Origin of the sequence: Nakamurella aerolata (assembly GCF_013002705.1) — a bacterium.
Classification (GTDB): Bacteria; Actinomycetota; Actinomycetes; order Mycobacteriales; family Nakamurellaceae; genus Nakamurella; species Nakamurella aerolata.
In genome coordinates, this window is the sequence record NZ_JABEND010000001.1 from 344,889 (window position 1) to 363,991 (window position 19,103).

The 19,103-nt window shown below is 66.7% G+C and carries 20 protein-coding genes; 14 read left to right on the plus strand and 6 right to left on the minus strand.

Features of this window, described 5'->3' with window-relative positions; all coding sequences use genetic code 11:
• Window positions 1-53 precede the first annotated feature (53 nt).
• From HKD39_RS01495 to HKD39_RS01505, 3 genes are read right to left on the minus strand one after another with little or no spacing between them, the layout of a single operon-like run.
• Window positions 54-2,534 carry an ATP-binding cassette domain-containing protein gene (locus HKD39_RS01495; RefSeq protein WP_171198056.1) on the minus strand — a complete coding sequence of 827 codons (2,481 nt, stop codon included), beginning with the start codon at window positions 2,532-2,534 and terminating at the stop codon, window positions 54-56.
• A gap of 45 nt (window positions 2,535-2,579) precedes the next feature.
• Window positions 2,580-2,987 carry a VOC family protein gene (locus tag HKD39_RS01500; protein WP_171198057.1) on the minus strand — a complete coding sequence of 136 codons (408 nt, stop codon included), beginning with the start codon at window positions 2,985-2,987 and terminating at the stop codon, window positions 2,580-2,582.
• Between the two features lie 5 nt (window positions 2,988-2,992).
• Window positions 2,993-3,457, minus strand: coding sequence for a helix-turn-helix transcriptional regulator (locus tag HKD39_RS01505; RefSeq protein WP_171198058.1), 465 nt, complete (start codon window positions 3,455-3,457; stop codon window positions 2,993-2,995).
• 164 nt (window positions 3,458-3,621) lie between these two features.
• Between HKD39_RS01505 and HKD39_RS01510 the strand changes: the two genes are divergently transcribed.
• Window positions 3,622-4,332 (plus strand): VOC family protein, encoded by a 711-nt coding sequence (locus tag HKD39_RS01510; protein ID WP_171198059.1) that lies wholly within the window; start codon window positions 3,622-3,624, stop codon window positions 4,330-4,332.
• Here the strand turns inward: HKD39_RS01510 and HKD39_RS01515 are convergent.
• The gene (locus HKD39_RS01515) at window positions 4,305-4,922 is read right to left on the minus strand and encodes a TetR/AcrR family transcriptional regulator (protein ID WP_171198060.1); all 618 of its coding nucleotides are present in this window, start codon (window positions 4,920-4,922) and stop codon (window positions 4,305-4,307) included. The two genes, HKD39_RS01510 and HKD39_RS01515, sit on opposite strands and share 28 nt — an antisense overlap.
• Window positions 4,923-4,997: 75 nt before the next feature.
• On the opposite strand from HKD39_RS01515, the gene HKD39_RS01520 reads away from it, so the two are divergent.
• Window positions 4,998-5,942 (plus strand): DMT family transporter, encoded by a 945-nt coding sequence (locus HKD39_RS01520; RefSeq protein WP_171198061.1) that lies wholly within the window; start codon window positions 4,998-5,000, stop codon window positions 5,940-5,942.
• A gap of 13 nt (window positions 5,943-5,955) precedes the next feature.
• Here HKD39_RS01520 and HKD39_RS01525 read toward each other — a convergent pair whose 3' ends face one another.
• Complete coding sequence (locus HKD39_RS01525) at window positions 5,956-6,351, minus strand: VOC family protein (RefSeq protein WP_171198062.1); 396 nt, start codon at window positions 6,349-6,351, stop codon at window positions 5,956-5,958.
• A gap of 274 nt (window positions 6,352-6,625) precedes the next feature.
• Here HKD39_RS01525 and HKD39_RS01530 point away from each other — a divergent pair, with 274 nt between their 5' ends.
• The 7 genes from HKD39_RS01530 to HKD39_RS01560 all read left to right on the plus strand — a co-directional run bounded on the left by HKD39_RS01530 (window position 6,626) and on the right by HKD39_RS01560 (window position 14,639).
• A complete protein-coding gene (locus HKD39_RS01530) occupies window positions 6,626-7,045 on the plus strand; it encodes a YkvA family protein (protein ID WP_171198063.1) in 420 nt (139 codons plus the stop codon).
• 320 nt (window positions 7,046-7,365) lie between these two features.
• Complete coding sequence (locus tag HKD39_RS01535; protein ID WP_171198064.1) at window positions 7,366-8,601, plus strand: ROK family transcriptional regulator; 1,236 nt, start codon at window positions 7,366-7,368, stop codon at window positions 8,599-8,601.
• Between the two features lie 346 nt (window positions 8,602-8,947).
• Entirely contained in the window at window positions 8,948-10,810 is a 1,863-nt protein-coding gene (locus HKD39_RS01540) for an ABC transporter substrate-binding protein (RefSeq protein ID WP_212753765.1), read from the plus strand.
• Window positions 10,811-10,812: 2 nt separating this feature from the next.
• Window positions 10,813-11,913 (plus strand): ABC transporter permease, encoded by a 1,101-nt coding sequence (locus HKD39_RS20200; RefSeq protein ID WP_212753766.1) that lies wholly within the window; start codon window positions 10,813-10,815, stop codon window positions 11,911-11,913.
• The gene (locus HKD39_RS01550) at window positions 11,910-12,806 is read left to right on the plus strand and encodes an ABC transporter permease (RefSeq protein ID WP_171198066.1); all 897 of its coding nucleotides are present in this window, start codon (window positions 11,910-11,912) and stop codon (window positions 12,804-12,806) included. Before HKD39_RS20200 ends, HKD39_RS01550 begins: the two co-directional genes overlap by 4 nt.
• The gene (locus HKD39_RS01555) at window positions 12,799-13,746 is read left to right on the plus strand and encodes an ABC transporter ATP-binding protein (protein WP_212753767.1); all 948 of its coding nucleotides are present in this window, start codon (window positions 12,799-12,801) and stop codon (window positions 13,744-13,746) included. Before HKD39_RS01550 ends, HKD39_RS01555 begins: the two co-directional genes overlap by 8 nt.
• Window positions 13,743-14,639 carry an ABC transporter ATP-binding protein gene (locus tag HKD39_RS01560; RefSeq protein ID WP_171198067.1) on the plus strand — a complete coding sequence of 299 codons (897 nt, stop codon included), beginning with the start codon at window positions 13,743-13,745 and terminating at the stop codon, window positions 14,637-14,639. The genes HKD39_RS01555 and HKD39_RS01560 overlap by 4 nt, the downstream gene beginning before the upstream one ends.
• On the opposite strand, the gene HKD39_RS01565 is transcribed toward HKD39_RS01560, so the two are convergent.
• Window positions 14,632-15,129 carry a GNAT family N-acetyltransferase gene (locus HKD39_RS01565; protein WP_212753768.1) on the minus strand — a complete coding sequence of 166 codons (498 nt, stop codon included), beginning with the start codon at window positions 15,127-15,129 and terminating at the stop codon, window positions 14,632-14,634. The two genes, HKD39_RS01560 and HKD39_RS01565, sit on opposite strands and share 8 nt — an antisense overlap.
• Window positions 15,130-15,227: 98 nt before the next feature.
• Here HKD39_RS01565 and HKD39_RS01570 point away from each other — a divergent pair, with 98 nt between their 5' ends.
• The 5 genes from HKD39_RS01570 to istB all read left to right on the plus strand — a co-directional run bounded on the left by HKD39_RS01570 (window position 15,228) and on the right by istB (window position 19,023).
• Window positions 15,228-15,836 (plus strand): nucleotidyltransferase domain-containing protein, encoded by a 609-nt coding sequence (locus HKD39_RS01570; protein ID WP_212753769.1) that lies wholly within the window; start codon window positions 15,228-15,230, stop codon window positions 15,834-15,836.
• Between the two features lie 31 nt (window positions 15,837-15,867).
• Window positions 15,868-16,266: a GNAT family N-acetyltransferase gene (locus tag HKD39_RS01575; RefSeq protein ID WP_171198068.1), complete on the plus strand. Its 399-nt coding sequence runs from the start codon at window positions 15,868-15,870 to the stop codon at window positions 16,264-16,266.
• An 86-nt stretch (window positions 16,267-16,352) separates the two neighbouring features.
• Entirely contained in the window at window positions 16,353-16,703 is a 351-nt protein-coding gene (locus HKD39_RS01580; protein WP_171198069.1) for a hypothetical protein, read from the plus strand.
• Between the two features lie 96 nt (window positions 16,704-16,799).
• The gene (locus tag HKD39_RS01585) at window positions 16,800-18,146 is read left to right on the plus strand and encodes a Mu transposase domain-containing protein (RefSeq protein ID WP_171198070.1); all 1,347 of its coding nucleotides are present in this window, start codon (window positions 16,800-16,802) and stop codon (window positions 18,144-18,146) included.
• Window positions 18,147-18,192: 46 nt separating this feature from the next.
• Window positions 18,193-19,023 carry an IS21-like element helper ATPase IstB gene (istB, locus tag HKD39_RS01590; RefSeq protein ID WP_171198071.1) on the plus strand — a complete coding sequence of 277 codons (831 nt, stop codon included), beginning with the start codon at window positions 18,193-18,195 and terminating at the stop codon, window positions 19,021-19,023.
• The last annotated feature ends 80 nt before the right edge of the window (window positions 19,024-19,103 follow it).

Sequence of the window (19,103 nt, forward strand, 5' to 3'; positions counted from 1 at the left end):
GCGCCACCACCTGCGGCCGCTACTGGCCGCCGCCACAGCGCAGGGTGGTGGCGTCAGCTCACATACTCAGCGAGATGCTGGCCGGTGAGGGTGGAGCGCTGCTCGACCAACTCGGCGGGGGAGCCCTGGAAGACGACCCGGCCACCGTCGTGCCCGGCTCCGGGGCCAAGGTCGATGAGGTGATCGGCATGCGCCATCACCGCCTGGTGGTGTTCGATCACGATCACCGAACGCCCGGAGTCGACGAGGTCGTCCAGCAGCCCCAGCAGTTGCTCGACATCGGCCAGGTGCAGACCGGTGGTGGGTTCGTCCAGCACCAGCACGCTGCCCTTGTCGGCCAGCTGCACCGCCAGCTTGAGTCGTTGCCGCTCACCGCCGGAGAGGGTGTTGAGCGGCTGGCCCAGGTGTAGATAGCCGAGTCCGACATCGGCCAGCCGCTTCACAATCTGGTGCGCCGCTGGGATTCTGGCAGGGTTGTCGGGCTCGCCGCCGAAGAACTCCTCGGCCTCGGTCACCGAAAGGTCCAATACTTCGGCGATGTTCTTGCCGCGATTCCCGGAGCCACTCTTGCCCGCGCCGGGATCACCGCCGAAGGTGTATTCCAGCACCTCGGCCTGGAATCGCTTGCCCTCGCAGACCTCACAGGTGGTGGCGACGGTGGCCATCACCCCAAGGTCGGTGTACACCACGCCGGCACCGTTGCAGTTCGGGCAGGCCCCATCGGAGTTCGCGCTGAACAGCGCCGGCTTCACCCCGTTGGCCTTGGCGAAGGCCTTGCGGATCGGGTCGAGCAGGCCGGTGTAGGTGGCAGGGTTGCTGCGCCGCGAGCCGCGGATCGGCGCCTGGTCCACCGAGACGACGCCGTCCAGCTTCGCGACCGAGCCGTCGATCAGCGAGCTCTTGCCGGAGCCGGCGACCCCGGTGATCACTACCAGCACACCGAGCGGAATGTCCACGTCGACGTCGCGCAGGTTGTGGCTGTTCGCGCCGCGGATCTCCAAGACTCCCTTGGCTTCTCGGACGGCTTCTTTCAAGGTGGCTCTGTCGTCCAGATGCCTGCCGGTAACGGTGTCGCTGCTGCGCAGGCCGTCGACGGTGCCCTGATAGCAGATCTCCCCGCCGTTGCTGCCCGCCCCCGGCCCGAGATCGACGACGCGGTCGGCAATCGCGATGGTCTCCGGCTTGTGTTCCACCACCAGAACGGTGTTGCCCTTGTCACGCAACTGCAGCAGCAGTCCGTTCATGCGCTGAATATCGTGCGGGTGCAGGCCGATGGTCGGCTCGTCGAACACATAGCTGACATCGGTCAGCGCCGAGCCCAGGTGCCTGATCATCTTGGTGCGCTGCGCTTCTCCACCGGACAGGCTGCCGGCCGACCGGCTCAGCGACAGGTAGCCGAGCCCGATGTCGACGAAGGAGTCGAGGGTGTCACCGAGCGCGTCCAGCAACGGTGCGACCTCGTCGTCGTCGATGCCGCGCACCCACTCGGCGAGGTCGCTGATCTGCATGGCCGACGCTTCGGCGATGTTGATGCCGTTGATCTTGGACGAGCGAGCCAGCTCGGACAGTCGGGTGCCGTCGCACTCCGGGCAGACGCTGAAGGTGATGGCTCGGTCGACGAAGGCGCGGATGTGCGGCTGCATCGCGTCGCGTTCCTTCGACAGCATCGACTTCTGAATCTTTCCGATGACGCCCTCGTAGGTGAGGTTGATGCCCTCCACCTTGATCTTGGTGGGCTCCTGGTACAGCAGATGCTGCAGTTCCTTCTTGGTGAACTTGCCGAGCGGCTTGTCCATGTCGAAGAAGCCGCTACCGGCGAAGATCCGGCCGTACCAGCCGTCCATCGAGTACCCGGGTACCAGCAGCGCGCCCTCACTGAGGGATTTCGTCTCGTCGTAGATGGCGGTGAGATCGAAGTCGCTGACCGATCCCCGTCCCTCGCAGCGCGGACACATGCCGCCGATCACCTCGAAGCTGCGCCGCTCCTTGACGGTCTGCCCGCTGCGTTGCACGGTGACGGCGCCGGCTCCGCTGATCGACGCCACGTTGAACGAGAACGCCTGTGGGGAACCGATCTGCGGCTCGCCGAGCCGGCTGAACAGGATGCGGAGCATGGTCCCGGTGTCGGTGGCGGTGCCGACGGTGGACCGCGGATCAGAACCCATCCGCTCCTGGTCGACGATGATGGCGGTGGTGAGTCCGTCAAGCACGTCGACATCAGGGCGCGACTGGCTGCTCATGAAGCCCTGCACGAACGCGGGATAGGTCTCGTTGATCAGTCGCTGCGATTCTGCCGCGATGGTGCCGAAGACGAGCGAGCTCTTGCCCGAACCGGAGACCCCGGTGAAGACCGTCAGCTGCCGTTTGGGGAGCTCGACGCTGACGTCCTTGAGGTTGTGTTCGCGGGCGCCCACCACCCGGATGACATCGTGCCGATCACGCGTGGCGTCGGCACGTCGGCTCTGACGAGGGGTGGACCTGTTGCTGCTGGACGGCTTCGCCGTTGTCGAGCTCTTCCGGGTGGTGGTTGCCATGCGCGCGTGAGGTCCTTCTTCTTGGGCGGTCGGTGGTACCGGCGGTCACAGCTGTTGCAGGCGGATCAGGTTGCCGGCCGGGTCGCGGAACGAGCAGTCGCGGATACCGTAGGGCTGATCGGTCGGCTCCTGAACCACCTCGGCACCGGCGGCCTGCACCTGGTCGAACGCGGCATCGACGTCCTTGCTGGCGAGATTGATGCTGGCATAGGTGCCCTTGGCCATCATCTCGGTGATCATGGCGCGTTCGTCGTCGGTGAGACCGGGGGTGGCGGCCACCGGGTACAGCACGATGGCGGTATCGGGCTGTTGGGGTGAGCCGACGGTCAGCCAGTGCATGCCGTTGTATTCGACGTCATTGCGAACCTGGAAACCGAGGGCGTCGCGGTAGAAGCCGAGTGAGGCGTCGTTGTCGTTGTGCGGAAGCATGGTCTGAGCAATGGTGATGTCCATGTCGATCACCGTACGAGCGGCGGCGCCGGCCGCGCTTCTTGATTCCTGATCGGTCTGCTGACCTGCTTGGCCACGCAGGCCGGCATGCCACCGAGGGCGCCGTCACCCTGCTGCCGGTACCCGCTGGGGGACACCCCGACGAGTTCGGTGAACCGGGTGCTGAAGGTTCCGAGTGACGAGCAGCCGACGGCAAAGCACACCTCGGTGACGGTGGCATCGCCCTTGCGCAGCAACGCCATCGCCCGTTCGATCCGCCTTGTCATCAGATACGCATACGGCGACTCGCCGTAGGCCTTCTTGAACGCGCGGCTGAAATGGCCTGGTGACATCAGCGCGTCACGGGCCAACGCGTCGACGTTGAGCGGCTGGGCGTACTCGCGATCGATGCGGTCACGCACCCGGCGCAGTCGGACCAGGTCGGCCAGCTGATCGGCGTTGGAATGAGGTTCCCGCGGGTCCACGAGGGTCATCCTGCCAGCCCCCGGCGTCAACACGCTCATACCGAACGGGGCGGGTGCGCGGCTACCCCCGGCGCCGTCCGTTCCGTGCCACCCGTTTCGCGCTGCCCGCGAGCGCTGTCCCGTGCCTGTGAAATCGGTTGGATCGACCGCGTGGCCGGGTCTACGGTGGCCGGATGGGCGTGCAGCTGATCAGCACCGTCTTCGAAGCCCGCGATCCAGACCGCTTGGGGCAGTTCTGGAGTGAGCTGCTGGACGTGACACCGGTGCGCGACAACGCCGGCACCCTGCTGCCGGGCGACCGGACCCGCGCGGGCCTACGATTCGCTCCGGGAGTGGGTCGCGCGCCCGATCCCAACCCGACGCATCTGCACCTGGTGACCGACTCGGTCGACGACCAGCAGGTGACAGTGGCCGCGGCGCTCGCGCGCGGCGCTGTTCCGGCCGACGTCGGCCAGGGTCCTGACGCCGATTTCGTGGTCCTCGCCGATCCGGAGGGCAACGAGTTCTGTGTGCTGCTGCGCAACAACTACCTGGTGGGGACCGGATTCTTCGGTGAGATCGCCGGCACCGGAAGCAGATCGGTCGGGTTATTCTGGAGCCAGGCTCTGAGCTGGCCGCTGGTCTGGGACCGCGACGGTGAAACCGTTGTGCAGTCACCGCACGGGGGTACCAAGGTCGCCTGGAGCGGTACGCCGGCGACCCGCCACGGTCCGCGGCCGCAGCATCTCGAGGCCGCGACCGACCAGCCGCTGGGTGCCGAGATCGATCGGTTGCTGGCGTTGGGTGCCGCCGTCGTCGACCAGCCGCGCGCGGACAGCGCGGGTACCGAATCGGTGAGGCTGGCCGACCCCGACGGCTACCCCTTCGTGCTACGGGTGGGTTGAGCGGCCGGCGCTCGACCCGGCTGGTTCCCGGCAAGCACCGCTCGGGCGCCCTTTTTGGCCCTGGCATAGGCGGCGTGGTCGCCGAGCGTGCTCGCGATCACCTGAGCGCCCTCGTACAGCAACTGCAGGTGATCGGCCTTCGCCTTGCTCGACACCAGGCTACGAAAGAGCTGGCGCATCCAGCGTTTCTCGTCGCAGACCACGGCGGCCACCGGATGCGCGGTGTTCCCGAACTCGGCCCAGGCGTTGACGAATGCGCAGCCACGTGGGTTCTGCTCGGCCCAGCGCGCGGCGGCGTCGTACACCACGAGCGGTCGCTCTTCGTCGCGCGTGAGCGACAGGGTGTCGAGCAGCAGCGCCTGCCAGTGGTGGGCGCGGCGCTGCAGGTATGCGCACGCCAGCTCGCTCTTGGAGCCGAACCGTTGGTAGAGAGTTCGTTTGGTGACGCCGGCGGTCTCCGCCACCAGGTCGACGCCCACCGCACCGATGCCGCGCCAATAGAAAAGGTCTTCGGCCGCGTCGAGCAGTCGCTCGCCGGCACCGGTGGTGACCGGCAGTGGAACCGGTTGCAGGGTCAGTACGCTGCGCATGGCGAGTCCGTTCAGCAGGGCGTGAAGTGGGGCGTGCACTGCGAGTATACCGACCGGTATGGTTACCTCGACGCCATGACGGGAGATCGGCGATCGCTCGGCTGGAGTATCGGCTTCGTGCTGTGCTGGTCGTCCGGTTTTGTCGGCGCGGTGTTGGCCGAACCAGCCGGATCGACGGCCGGAGTGTTGGCGTGGCGCTACCTGGTGACGGCCGTCCTGCTGCTCGCCGTCACCATGGGCCGGTGGCATCGCTTGTCTCGCACGGAACTCCTGCGCCAAGCCGTTATCGGGCTGCTCGCCCACGTGGTGTTTCTGGGCGGGGTGTTCGCCGCGACGGCCGGGGGAGTCAGTGCGGGCGCGGTCGCCCTGGTGTGCGGGCTGCAACCCATGCTGGTGCTCCTGGCGGGCCGAATCGGCTGGGGGGACGCGGTTTCCGCGCGTCAGGTTATCGGCCTCGGACTCGGCTTCGGTGCCGTCGCCATCGCGGTCGGTGGCGACGCTTCGGGTTCGGCGGGTTTGCTGGTGCTCCCGGTCGCGAGCGTGCTCGCCCTGTCCGGGGCCGCGCTACTGGAGCGGCGGTGGCGTCCGCAGCTGGACGCGCCGACGGCGCTGACCGTGCAGGTCACCGTGTCGGCAGTGGTGTTCGCGGGGTTCGCCATGGTCACGCACCGGTTATCGGTCGCGCTCAGCTGGCAGTTGATCGGAGCACTCAGCTGGTTGGTGCTGCTGTCCGGCATCGGCGGCTATCTCTGCTTCGTCATGTGTCTGCGCCGGTTGGGCAGTACCGGTACCAGCCTGCTGCTGTATCTGACGCCGGCGGTGACGACGATGTGGGTGTGGCTGATGCTGGGCCAGCCACCGACTCTCTGGCAATGGCTTGGCCTCGGCATTGGCGCCCTGGCGGTTGCCCTGGCCTGGCCACGCCCGACAGCGGCCGCCCAGCAACCGGAACCGCCCGACGGTGACCAGCCGGCCCGGTCGAACCGCGGTGTCGACCCGGGGCTGCCACCAGTTCGGTGACCCCGCGATCGTGTCAGACCGCAGGGAGTCGGGCCTTCAACAGGCAGAACGCATTACCCTCGGGATCGGCGAGTACGTGCCATTGCTCATCACCGGTCTGGCCGACATCGGCGGGGCGCGCGCCGAGCGCCAGCAGCCGCTCCAGTTCGGCGTCCTGATCGCGGTCGGTGGCGTTGACGTCGATGTGCAGGCGCGGCTTCGCCGTTGCCGGATCGTCGTTCCGGCTCAGAATGATGGTCGGCTGCCGGCCGCCGAATCCGTCGGCGGCGCCGATCTCCACCTCCCCGACGGTGCCATCCGGTTGCAGCTCCCGATCGAGAACGACGAAATCCAAGACGTTGCACCAGAACTGCGCCAGCAGCTCCGGGTCGCGGCATTCCAGCACCAGCTCACTGATTCGGCAGGCCATCCGTCGAACCTACCTACCGGCGGCCCGCTCGATTGGGGCGCGGGAATGATCTGCCGCCGGCGGCGGTTACACCTGTCGACGGTCCTGGACATGCCCCGGGCCCCAACCTATTGCCGCTACGAGCGGCCACTCGCCGAGAGGCGCACTGGCAGGGCCGTCCCACCGCTGAGCCGCCCGCGACCGCAAGGTCCGGGCGGCTTTGTGGCATTCGAGGCAGAGTCGGCGCAGGCTGTGAGGCAGTAGGGCAGGCGAGGCGAAGGGCGGTGAGGTGCCGATGACGGGCTCGCTCGGCTGGGATCTGCTGATTGGGCTGGGCGCCGCACTACTGCTGGCCTGGATCGCCCTGATCATCGTCCTGGTCATCGTGCGGCCACGCCGCGGCTTGTTGCCGGAGGCACTTCGGTTGCTGCCCGACGTGCTGCGCCTGGTGCGCCGACTCGCCGCGGACAAGACCCTGCCGCGCGGGGTGCGGATCCGGCTGGGGTTGCTGCTGGTGTATCTGGCGTCGCCGATCGACCTCGTGCCTGACTTCATCCCGGTGCTGGGCTACGCCGACGACGCCATCGTGGTGACAGCGGTGCTCCGCGGCGTCGTCCGGCGGGCGGGTCTGGCGGCCGTGCGCGCGCACTGGCCGGGCACCGACGACGGCTTCGCCGCCGTCGTCCGGCTCGCCGGCCTTGATCGCCGGAGCTGACTGCGTCTCGCCGGTAGTCCGGGTCGCGCTCGGTACATCAACTGCGCCCTGCCTGGACCATTCCAGACATCCCTCGACACATCATTTGCTGATGAATGGTTTCGCACGATCGGTCCGGTCGGCACCGAAACGCGACGGGCCACCCGGGCTGGGTCGTGGCGCGCCGGAAAGAAGTGACAAAGTGGATGGACTTGCCCAGCGCAGATCGCTACGGTGTGCAAGGTGTTGCCTGCCCGCCCGGAATCCGCGAGTGCGTACGGGCACGTCGAACCCGCGGCGGGGGCTGTGATTTGCCTCCCGCAGCGCACCGGTGGCGTCCGATGACGTTCGCATCCCGCGGCGCAAACATGCCGAGGCTGGCCGACTTCAACCAACGCGTCGTTCTTGAGACGATCCGGCGTCAGGCCGGGGATGTGAGTCGCACCGAGCTCGCCGAGCTGACAGGCCTGTCGCCGCAGACGGTTTCGAACGTGACGCGGCGCCTCCTCGATTCCAATCTGATCCGCGAGACCGGGCGGGCGGCCACCGGGCCGGGCAAGCCGAGGACGATGCTCCGGCTCAACGCCGGCGGGGGATTCGCGGTCGGGGTGCATCTGGATCCGCTCGTCATCGACTTCGTCGTTGTCGACGTCAGCGGCGCGATGGTCGCCCGGGGCGCGCGCACCACGCCGACGGTCGGCAGCCCGCGGCATGTGCTGTCGGCCATTGCCACGTCGATCAAGCAGATTCTCCGGAAAGCGGGCGCCGACCATACGGCGGTGATGGGCGTTGGGGTGGGCGCCCCCGGACCGATCGATCATGCCAACGGAGTGGTGCTGGACCCCCCGTTGCTGACCGGTTGGCGCAATGTTCCGGTGGTTGCCGACCTGGGCCAGCGGCTCGGCCTGCCGGTGATGCTCGAGAAGGACGTGGTGGCCGCAACAATCGGCGAGAACTGGGCAAGGCTGTCGGACGAGACAGCCAGCTTCCTGTACTTCTACCTGGGCACCGGCGTGGGGATCGGTGCCGTCCTTGATGGCCAGGTGTTGCGCGGCGCCAGCCAAAACTTCGGCGAGGTCGGACATTTGGTGGTCGCACACGACGGCCCCCGCTGCACCCGCTGCGGCCGGGTGGGGGAGTTGGGACCACTCCTGGAGCCGACCAGCGTGGTGGCCGACGGTGTCGCCGCCGGTGTTGTCGCGCCTCCGGCGTCCGCCGCGGTGGACGACGTGGATGCACGCTTCCGGGAGATCTGGGACGCCGCCGAGAACGACTCCGCTGCCGGCAACATCGTCGAGAACTACATCAGCCGACTCGCGGTCGGTGTCGCCAGAGTGACTGACCTGCTTGATGTTCGAGAAGTCGTGTTCGGGGGACCGTACTGGTCGATGATGGCCGAGCGCGTGCTCGCCGGAATGCCGGCGACCCTCGCCACCGAAGCCGTGCTCCGCTCGGTCGGCAGCGTCCGGCTCAGCGCCTCCCGATTTGCCGACACCGGCGGTGCCATGGGCGCCGCCTCGTTGGTGCTCGACCACGCCTTGTCGGTGCGCCCGGACTTTCTGAGCCTGCGGCCCTGACCAGCGGCGTCCGCGCGCGCGTGCAGCCCCGACGGCGGTGCGGGCCGGTCCGACTCCGAGCTGGCTGTGCCGGCACCCGTCATGACGCTCAACCTGGCATTCCTCGAATGTCCATACGGTGGAGTAACTCGTCCGCCAGCACAGGTCCGGCGCACGCCGAGGCAGCCGTCTGACCTGGCGATATTTACTGCAGGACAACGGGAACGGCGCGCCGTCATGCGGTTGATCCTGGGTACGTCAGCTACGGCCGCCGTTCAGCGGGGTTTATCCAAGTTATTGACAAGCGGCCGCTCGCGTGTGAATGTGCACACACACAATGCCGTGCGCCGACGATGAGGAGCCCGCCGTGGATCGCGATCCGCTGACCGTTGACGTGAACGATTTCCTACTCCATCGACTGGGTCGGCGCGCGCTGTTCGGTTCGGCCGCAGCGCTGGCCGGTGGGCTGCTGGTCGGTTGCGGCTCCGGCGACGACAAGTCATACGTCGGCGGTGAGAGCAGTGGCGCCGCCGGCGCCGGCGGTTCCGGTGGTGCGTCCCGTCCCAAACCGACCGGCACCATCCAGCCTGGCAAGGCCAACATTCCGACGCCGCGGGACCAGACGGTGATCATCGGTCAGGTCGACATGACCACCTTCGACAACTGGAACTCGATGGTGCCCAACGGTGCTGCACTGGGCTCGGGGTTCTTCACGGTCGCCAAGGAGTACATGTTCTACCTGAACCTGGCGACCGGCGAGCTGCTGCCGTGGCTGGCGACGGGCTACAAGTACAACGACGCATCGGACCAGCTGACCATCACCTTCGATCCCAAGGTGACCTGGAGCGACCGAAAGCCGATGACGGCCAACGACTTCGCGTTCACCCTGCTGCTCAAACGGGACAACCCAGAGCTGATCGGAGGCGGCGGTGATCTCAAGACCTACGTCAAAGACGTGAAGGTCACCGATCCGCAGACCGCGGTGATCAGCATGAGCAAGCCGAATCCGCGCCTGCACTACATGTTCATCGCGACCATCGTCGACGGGTTCGACATTCTGCCCCAGCACATCTGGAAGGGGCAGGACCCGCTGAAGTTCAAGGATCCCAAGGCGATCCGCACCGGCAGCTACAAGCTCAAGCAGGTGATCCCGTCCCAGAAGATGTTCGTCTGGGAGCGGAACCCGCAGTACTGGAACACCGCCAAGCTCAACCCGAAACCCCAGTACGTGGTGTACACCAGCATCAACGAGCAGGCGGATGCGGCGTCGCTGGCCTTCGAGCGGGCTCAGTTCGATGTCGGCTCACTGGACGATCCGCACGCGCAAGCATTGATGAGCAAGGGCTATCCGGCAATCGCCGAAGCGCAGTTCCGCGACCCGTGCCCGCGTGGGTTCTGGGTGAACTGCGATCCGGCCCGCGGCATCATCGGCGAACCCAAGGTGCGGCAGGCGCTTGCGCTGCTCGTCAACCGCGAGAAGATCGGCTCACAGGTGGTCACCACTCCGGCGCCGCCTGCGCAGTGGCCGTGGGCGGACTACAAGAGCAACAAGACCTTCGAGACTGCCTCCATCGCCAAAGAGCACCCGATGCGGTACGACCCGGCGGCCGCGGCCAAACTGCTTGATGAGGTCGCGCCGAAGGGCGCGGATGGCAAGCGCATGTACAAGGGCAAGCCGGCCAGCATCGACATCACCACCCCGGTGCCCGTCACCGATCCGGTGTTCATCTTCGGTGATCTGCTCAAGGCCGAGCTGGTGGCGCAGGGCATCGAGTCCACCTGTCGTGCACTGACTCCCGCGGTGTTCGACCAACAGTTCCAGGCCGGGCAGTTCGACGTCGCCTCGCAGTGGTCGTGCGACGTCAAGATGGATCCGGTCGAGATGTTCACCAACCTGCGCTCGGACTTCGCCAAGCCGATCGGGCAGCGATCAGCCAGCAAGAACCCGGTGCGATTGAAGAACCCCGAGGTGGACAAGCTGGTCGACCAGCTCACCGCGATTCCGCCGGATTCACCCCAGGCACCGGCGCTGCGAAACCAGCTGCTCGAGCTGTACTACACCGAGATGCCCTTCATCCCGATCGTGCAACAGGTGGCCCCGCAGTACTTCAACACAGCATTCTGGACCGGGTGGGCGGCCGGGGACAACATCTACCAGATTCCGCTGAACTGGTGGGGTGCCTTCGTCTTCGTCATCGGCAAGCTGCAGCCCACCGGGCTCAAGGGATAGCGGTGTCGTTCCCCCTCGCCGGCGGAACGAGCACCGAGCCGGCGCTGGAGCCGGGCGCCCCGCCACCGGAAGAGCGGTCATCGTTGTGGGAGCGCAGGCCGTGGTTCCGTTACGCGCTCCGCTGTTTCCTGCTCTACCTCGCGTCGCTGTGGGGTGCCCTAACGATCGCGTTCTTCTTCTTCCGGATGCTGCCAGGCGACCCGGTGTCGACGGTGTTGCAGTCGATGCAGCAGCAGTACGGCACCACCGTGCAAGCCAGCGGTGACCTGGTCGCCAGGTACCGCACCGAGTTCGGCCTTGACGGCAGCGTCATCGAGCAGTACCTGCGGTTCATGAAGAACCTGGTGCTGCACCAGGATTTCGGACCGTCGCTGCTGTCGTATCCGACGCCGGCGCAGGACGTGATCGGTGCGGCGCTGCCGTGGACCATCGGCCTGATGGGAATCACCGCGGTGCTGTCGTGGGTGATCGGGGTGGCCGCCGGGGCGATCGCCGGTTGGCGACGCGGCAGGCTGGGTGCCGAAGTCACGGCGAACGTGGCGATCGCGTTCTCGCAGATGCCGTTCTACTTCGTGGCGCTGGTGCTGGTGTACGTGTTCTCGTACCTGCTCGGGGTGTTGCCGAACCGCTCCGCGTACGATTCCCAGCTCACGCCGGGCTGGAACCTCGAGTTCATCGGCAGCGTGCTGCAGCACGGGATTCTGCCCGCGGTGTCGATCGTGGTGATCGGTTCGCTGGGCTGGTTGCTGTCGACGCGGATGCTCATCGTGCCGCTGCTGGGGGAGGACTTCTTGAGCTACGCAGAGGCGAAAGGCCTTCGCCCCTCGGTGATTCTGCGCAAGTACGCGCTGCGCAACTGCTACTTGCCGCAGGTCACCGCGTTCGGGCTCGGACTCGGCTTCATCTTCAACGGCAATGTGTTGGTCGAGCAGTTGTTCAGCTATCCGGGCCTTGGCTCGACGCTGGTCGCCGCCATCAAGTTGCAAGACCTGAACACCATCATGGGCATCACCAGTCTGGCCATCTTCGCGGTGCTGACGGCCAACTTCGTCCTTGAGTTGGTGCTGCCGTTGCTCGACCCGCGGATTAAGGGGTGGCGATGACGACGACGCTGAGCGCCCCCAAGCGAACCGCCGGTCGCTTGTCACTGCTGCGCCGCAGCCCGAAGCTGACCATCGGCATCCTGCTCATCCTGCTGCTGGTCGCCATCGGCTTGTCCGCACCGCTGGTGGCCCAGGCGATCGGCGGCGGGCAGGACCCCACCGAAACGGCCGCCTTCCCGCGGTGGCTGAAACCCTCGGGCGCGCACCCGCTAGGCACCGATCAGTACGGCCGAGACATTCTCGTCATGGTGTGCAGGGGTGTGCTGGTGTCGCTTCAGATCGGGGCGATCGCGGGGCTGGTCTCCACGGTGATCGGCGTCATCGTGGCGTTCGTCGGCGGTTACCTCGGCGGTTTCGTCGACACCGTGCTGTCGTTCTTCACCTCGATTCTGCTGGTGGTGCCGACGTTCCCGCTGCTGATCACTTTGTCGGCCTATGCGAAGGAGGTCACCCTGTTCGAGGTCGGGTTGATGCTGTCGATCTTCAGCTGGCCGTTCGCTGCCCGCACCATCCGCTCGCAGGTGCTGACGTTGCGGACCAGGGCGTACGTCGACCTGGCCAAGACCACCAACTCCCGCGACCTTGAGATCATCTTCAAAGAGCTGCTGCCGAATCTGTTGCCGTACGTGATGGTGGGGTTCGCCACCTCGGCGCTCGGATCCATCTTCGGTCTGATCGGGTTGGAGGTGATCGGTCTGGGCCCGGCCGGCGTGATCGATCTCGGGCACCTCATTTTCGTGGCAATCAGCACCGGTGCGTTGACGTTGGGAGCGTGGCCGTTGTTCGTCGTTCCGATCATTCTGCTGACGGCGCTGTTCGCCGGGCTCAACCTCATCAACATCGGGTTGGAAGAGGTCTACAACCCGCGGCTGCGGAGCGTCTCCGGTGTCTGACGCGCTGACCACGACAGCCGCGGCGAGCGTTTCGGACGGCGTCGCAACTGGAACGACCGATCCGGCCGGCGCAGGCCGCGACCTGGACGTCATCCTCGACATCGCCGACCTGTCGGTGGCATATGCCACGGGCTCCGGCGATCTGGTCGCGGTGAAAGACGTCAACCTGCAGGTGCGCAGGGGTGAGATTCTCGGCATCGCAGGCGAATCCGGCAGCGGCAAGACGACGATGGCGGCCACCCTGTTGCGACTGCTGAAGAAGCCGGGACGGGTCAGCGGCGGCACCGCGCAGTTCTTTCCCGGCAGTGCACCGGAAGGCGTTGACCTGCTTGCCATTACCGGTAACCGGCTGCGCCGGTTGCGCTGGTCGTCGTTGTCATACCTACCGCAGGGTTCGATGAATTCACTGAACCCGGTGGCCAGGATCGAGCGGCAGTTCGCCGACGTGATTCTCGAGCACGCCCCGAAGCGCAAAGCCGAGCTACCGACGCTGATTCCGCGTCTGCTGCAGCAGGTTGGTCTTGATCCGTCGGTGGCCCGGTCTTACCCGCACGAGTTGTCCGGCGGCATGCGGCAACGGGTGCTGATGGCCATCGCCATCTCGTTGGAACCGGATCTGATCGTCGCCGACGAGCCCACAACGGCGCTGGACGTCACCGTGCAGCGGGTGATCCTGCAGACGCTGGCCGACCTGAGCCGGGACTCCGGGGTCACCATCATCCTGATCTCACACGACATGGGCGTGCATGCGCAGCTGGCCGACCGAGTCGCCGTGATGCTGGACGGCGCCGTGGTCGAGGTGGGGGAGGTGCGTCAGGTGTTCCACCAGCCGCAGCACGAGTACACCAGGCGGCTGATCGAGTCGATTCCCAAGCTGGCCGGGGCCGCGGTCGGCGTCAACGCGGGCCACCCGGTCGCCACCGGGGAGGACGACCGATGACGGAACCGGCCGACGCCAAAGCAGTAAGGGCCGCCGAGACTGCCGTAGCCGCCGAGGCGCCCGACGGGGCAGGAGCCTCGATCAGGGCCGAGCACCTGGTGCAGCGCTTCGGCTCCGGGCGCGGGGCGGTGCTGGCCGTTGACGACGTCTCGTTCGAGCTGGACCGCGAGCCGGCCCGCATCGTCAGCCTGGTCGGCCAGAGTGGATCGGGTAAGAGCACCATCGCCCGGCAGGTACTAGGGCTGCAACGCCCCACCAGCGGCGCGGTGACCTACGGTGGTAAAGATGTTCTGCGCCTGAATCGCAAGCAGCGCAGCGAGTTCCGGCGCAATGTGCAGCCGGTGTTCCAAGACCCCTATGCCATCTTCAACCCGTTCTACCGGGTTGACCGGGTGTTCTGGACCGCGGTCCGTAAGTTGACCGACCTACCGAACAAGCGGGCGGCGGACGAGGCGATCAGGGACTCGTTGCGGGCCGTCAAACTGCAACCCGAGTCGGTGCTGGGCCGTTACCCACACCAGCTTTCCGGTGGCCAGCGTCAGCGGATCATGCTCGCCCGGATCCATCTGCTGCGGCCACAGTTCGTGATCGCCGACGAGCCGACGTCGATGCTGGATGCTCAGACCCGCAGGGGATTTCTCGACATCCTGCAAGACTTTCGCGTCAGGTACGGAATCACCACCCTGTTCATCACCCACGATCTCTCGTCTGTGCACTACCTTGGCGGTGACATCATGGTGATCAACAAGGGCCGCATCGTCGAACAGGGCGCCGTCGCCGAGGTGATGGCGGCCCCCTCGCACGACTACACCCGCCTGCTGCTGGCCTCGGTGCCGGCGCCGGATCCCGACCAACGCTGGACCGAGCGCATCGACATCGGCCAAATCAGATGAGCGGCGAGGCGCTACCAAGGCGCTTTCGCAGATAATCGACCGCCTCGGTAGCCGCTTGGCGGACGCCCTGGTTGTCGATGTAGTGGTACGAGAATGTTTCCGAACGACCCGTGGGGGCATATCCGAGGCGCTCGTAGAGTCTCCTCGCAGCGGGATTGTCCTGTCCCACGCCGATTTCCATCGCTTCTGCAGCGGCCGACTGCTGCTCTGCTGCTCCGATGAGCGCGGTGCCGATGCGACGGCCGCGCCAGCGTTCAGCCACCCGAAGGTTCTTCAGCTCCGGAACTGCGCTCCACTCCAGTTCACCGGATCCGACGGGGGTGGTACCCAACCAGGCAACGAGCAGGACGCACTCGCCATGCTCCTGGCGGCGAAAGGTGCTGCGAGCATAGTTCTTTCCGGCTGGTTCCAACGCCGCCAACAGTTCAACATCCGCTGCCGTGCAGGCACGGATCGTTGCCGCGCCGCCAGTTGCTGGCCCGGTGTTCACTCCGCGAGGGTATCCCGTGGGGGCCGGCGCCCGATGAGTTCGTGTGCCGGTGGGCGGGTGAACGACCTGAGCAGTGCATGGCCCGTACGATCCGTCGGGTGGACCACGACGAGATCGTCCGGCTGTACGGGCCGTGGGTGCAGCGTGGACCTGACGATGTTGCCGACCTGTTCGCTGGATACGACGGGCTTTGGTGGATCGCCGGCGGCTGGGCCATTGAAGCGTTCGCCGGCCCGCATCGGTCGCACGACGATATCGATCCGAGCATTCCTCAGCGGGACATCCCTGCGTTGCGCGCCCACCTGGCTGGCCGCTACGACATCTGGCAGGCGGACGACGGCAGTTTGCGGCCGCTCGTCAGCGAAACCGATCCGGTCTCGGACACCTGCGAAAACCTGTGGTTGCGCCGCAGCGGAGCCGATCCGTGGGAATACGACTTCATCCTGATGGATGCCTCGTCGACCACGTGGACCTTCAAACGAGACGCCCGCATCCGTCGGTCGCTGCCTGACATCGTCTGGGAACGTGCGGGAATCCCATATCTACGCCCAGAAGTGCAGCTGCTGCACAAGGCTCAGGGTCTCAGACCCAAGGACCAACTCGACTTCGATGCATGTCGTCCGCTACTGAACACTGACTCACGCGACTGGCTGCGCTGGGCGCTGGGGCTTGCGCATCCTGCTCATCCCTGGCTGAAAATGCTGTGATACCAGCGGCTTCCACGGATAGTGTCGGAGCATGGTGACCATGGCATGGCGGGGCGCGTTCGGCAACGACGAAGTGAATCGGTTGCACGCCAACGCGTTTCAGCACGGTCCGATCCGAGACGACTGGACCGCGAAGCTGGAGCGATACAGCCTCGGCTGGGTCACCGCCCGCGCGGACGACGGCGCGCTCGTCGGGTTCGTCAATGTCGCGTGGGACGGCGGCGTGCACGCCTTCATCCTCGACACCATGGTCGACCCGACGCGTGGCCGAGCGGGCATCGGTACCGACCTGGTGCGCATGGCCGCCGAAAACGCCAGCAACTCCGGCTGCGAATGGCTGCATGTCGACTTCGAACCGCATCTGCGCTCGTTCTATCTCGACGCGTGCGGCTTTACTCCGACGGCGGCCGGACTCATCCGGCTGCGGTAGTCGTACGGAGAGACGGGGAACTGGCTTTCGGACAACAAGTTCGCGAACCGGCTGCGGATTGCCCGGTGATGTTCCAGCATTGGACGATGAGCGTCAGCGGAAGGCGCGGTCACCTGCTGGGGGATCGGCGTGCTCGTCCGGGCCCGCGTTCTCTGGCCGGCGCGCTCGCAGTGGGACTTGCAGCGTCGATGCTGGCGGGCTGTTCGCCTAAAGTGGTCGGGCTCATCGGCATCGCGAAGGATCCCCAGGGGAACCTTGTCGCCGTCACCGACGGGTGTGGTGAGGTGCTCGACTATGTCCGACTCACCGCGACTCGCGATGGTGGCCCGACGGCGACCGCTGCCAACGGACAACTGCAGTACGACCGGTCGGAGCTGGGCCGGTTCGAGCTGCCGGGTGATGGCGCTTACCTGAATCTCCCCAGTCCTGCTCACTGAAATTCCCCACCTGCGTGGCTCCCGCACATGCGGCGGGGCCCCTTCGATGCTGGCGGTCTCTGACCACCTGCCAGCTGACCGAAGGGGCCCCGCTTCATGCTCACACAGGAGGACGACGTGGACATCCATGCACTACGAAGACGGGGCTGGTCGATCTCGGCGATCGCCCGGCATGTGGGCCGGGACCGTAAGACGGTCCGGGCCTACCTCAACGGCGTCCGGCAGGTCGGTCAGCGTGCCCCGGCCGGCGAGGACGCGTTCGCCCGGTTCGTCGACTACGTCGCCGCCCGGCTGGCTGAGGACCCGCATCTGTGGGCCACCGCCCTGTTCGATGAGGTCCGCCGGTTGGGCTACGACCGCTCGTATCCCTCGTTCACCCGGGCGCTGCGCCTGCGTGGGCTGCGGCCGCCGTGCGAGCGGTGTCGGCCGGCGACCGGGCGCCCGGTCGCGGTCATCGAGCATCCGGCGGGTGAGGAAACCCAGTGGGACTGGGTCGAGCTACCCGACCCGCCGCCGGGCTGGGACGGCTACGGCCGCAAGGCCTGCCTACTGGTCGGCGCGTTGGCCCACTCCGGGAAGTGGCGCGGCGAACTGTGTGAAGCCATGGACCAGGCGCAGCTGGCCGCCGCGCAACACAAGATCGCGACCAAACTCGGTGGGGTGACGCAGGATTGGCGGTTCGACCGGATGGCCACCGTCGTCCACCCCAGCAGTGCGAAGGTCACCGCCAGCTACGCCGCGATCGCGAAACACTTCGGTGTCCGGGTCACGGTGTGTCCGCCGCGGCGCGGGAACCGTAAAGGCGTGGTCGAAAAGGCCAACCACACTGCGGCGCAACGCTGGTGGCGCAGCCTGCCCGACGACATTACTGCTGCGGCAGCGCAGGCATCGCTGGACGACTTCTGTGAACAGGTCACCGACCAACGCGGCCGCATCGATCCGGACGGAAACCGGTGCACCGTAGCCGACCTCGCCGCCCATGAGCCGCTACGGCCGGTCCCCGCTGCACCGCCGGTCGCGGTGATCACCGTGGCCAGGAAGGCCTCCGCGCAGGCGTTGGTGTCCTACCGCGGCAACACCTACTCCGTCCCACCGGCCCAGGCTGGCCAACTCGTGACCGTGAGCCATCGGCTCGATGCGGCCACTCTGTCGATCACCACCAACGCTGGTGTCACCGTCGTGGTCCACCACCGGCGGCCCGACGGCGCAGGCGCAGTGGTCCGTACCGAGCAGCATGTCACCGCGTTGAACACCGCCGCGATGACCGCCACCACCCCGGCGGCGCCGCACCGGTCCAAACAACGGATCCCACCCGGCCCGGCAGCGCGAGCCGCCGCCGACACCCTCCGCGGCAGGACCCCGACACCAGCGGCCTCAGCCGCGGTGATCGACCTGAACCAATACGCCCAAGCCGCCGCCCGCCGCCGCACCCTGCCCCAATGAACAAGCACACCACAACACCCGAACATGTTGGAAGGAAACCACTCTCATGACAACCACCTCCGAGGCCAGCCGCTACCAGCAGCTCCGCGACCACCTGACCTACCTCCGACTGGCCGACGCCGCCGAAGCCCTCCCGGCCGTCCTGGACGAAGCGAAAGCAGGCCAGCACAGCATCACTGCGACACTGGAACAGCTGCTGCGGATCGAGGTGCAGGCCACCGAAACCCGCCGACTGGCCGGCCGGCTCCGCTTCGCGAACCTGCCCACCCCAGCCACCCTGGAAGACTTCGACTACGACGCCCAACCCGGCATCGACCCCGACCTGATCCGCGACCTCGCCTCCGGCCGCTACCTCGACACCGCCACGAACATCCTGCTGATCGGGCCGCCCGGCGTCGGCAAAACCATGCTCGCCGTCGGCCTGGCCCGCAAAGTCGCCGAAGCCGGCCACCGCACCTACTTCACCAACGCCGCCGACCTCGTCGCCCGCTGCCACCGCGCCGCCATCGAGGGCCGCTGGGCCACCACCATGCGCTTCTACGCCGGCCCCGCCGCCCTGGTCATCGACGAACTTGGCTACCTGCCGCTGCCCGCCGAAGCCGCCTCATCACTGTTCCAAGTCGTCAACCAGCGGTACCTGAAGTCCTCGATCATCCTGACCACCAACAGACCGGTCACCGAATGGGGCCAAGTCCTCGGCGATAACACCGTCGCCGCAGCACTCTTAGACCGCCTACTCCACCGATCAGTTGTCATCGACATCACCGGCGACAGCTACCGCCTCCGCGACCACCAAGCCCGCACCGACAACCTCCGACGCGCCACCCAACCCAGCTCCGCTACGATCCCACGGTCACCAGATGGCCAATTTCGATGAGCAACCCTGGGGATTTTCGGTAAGCGTCATCACCGGGCGGTCCACAGGCGACCCGGCTCGGGCCAACAGCCGAATTCACC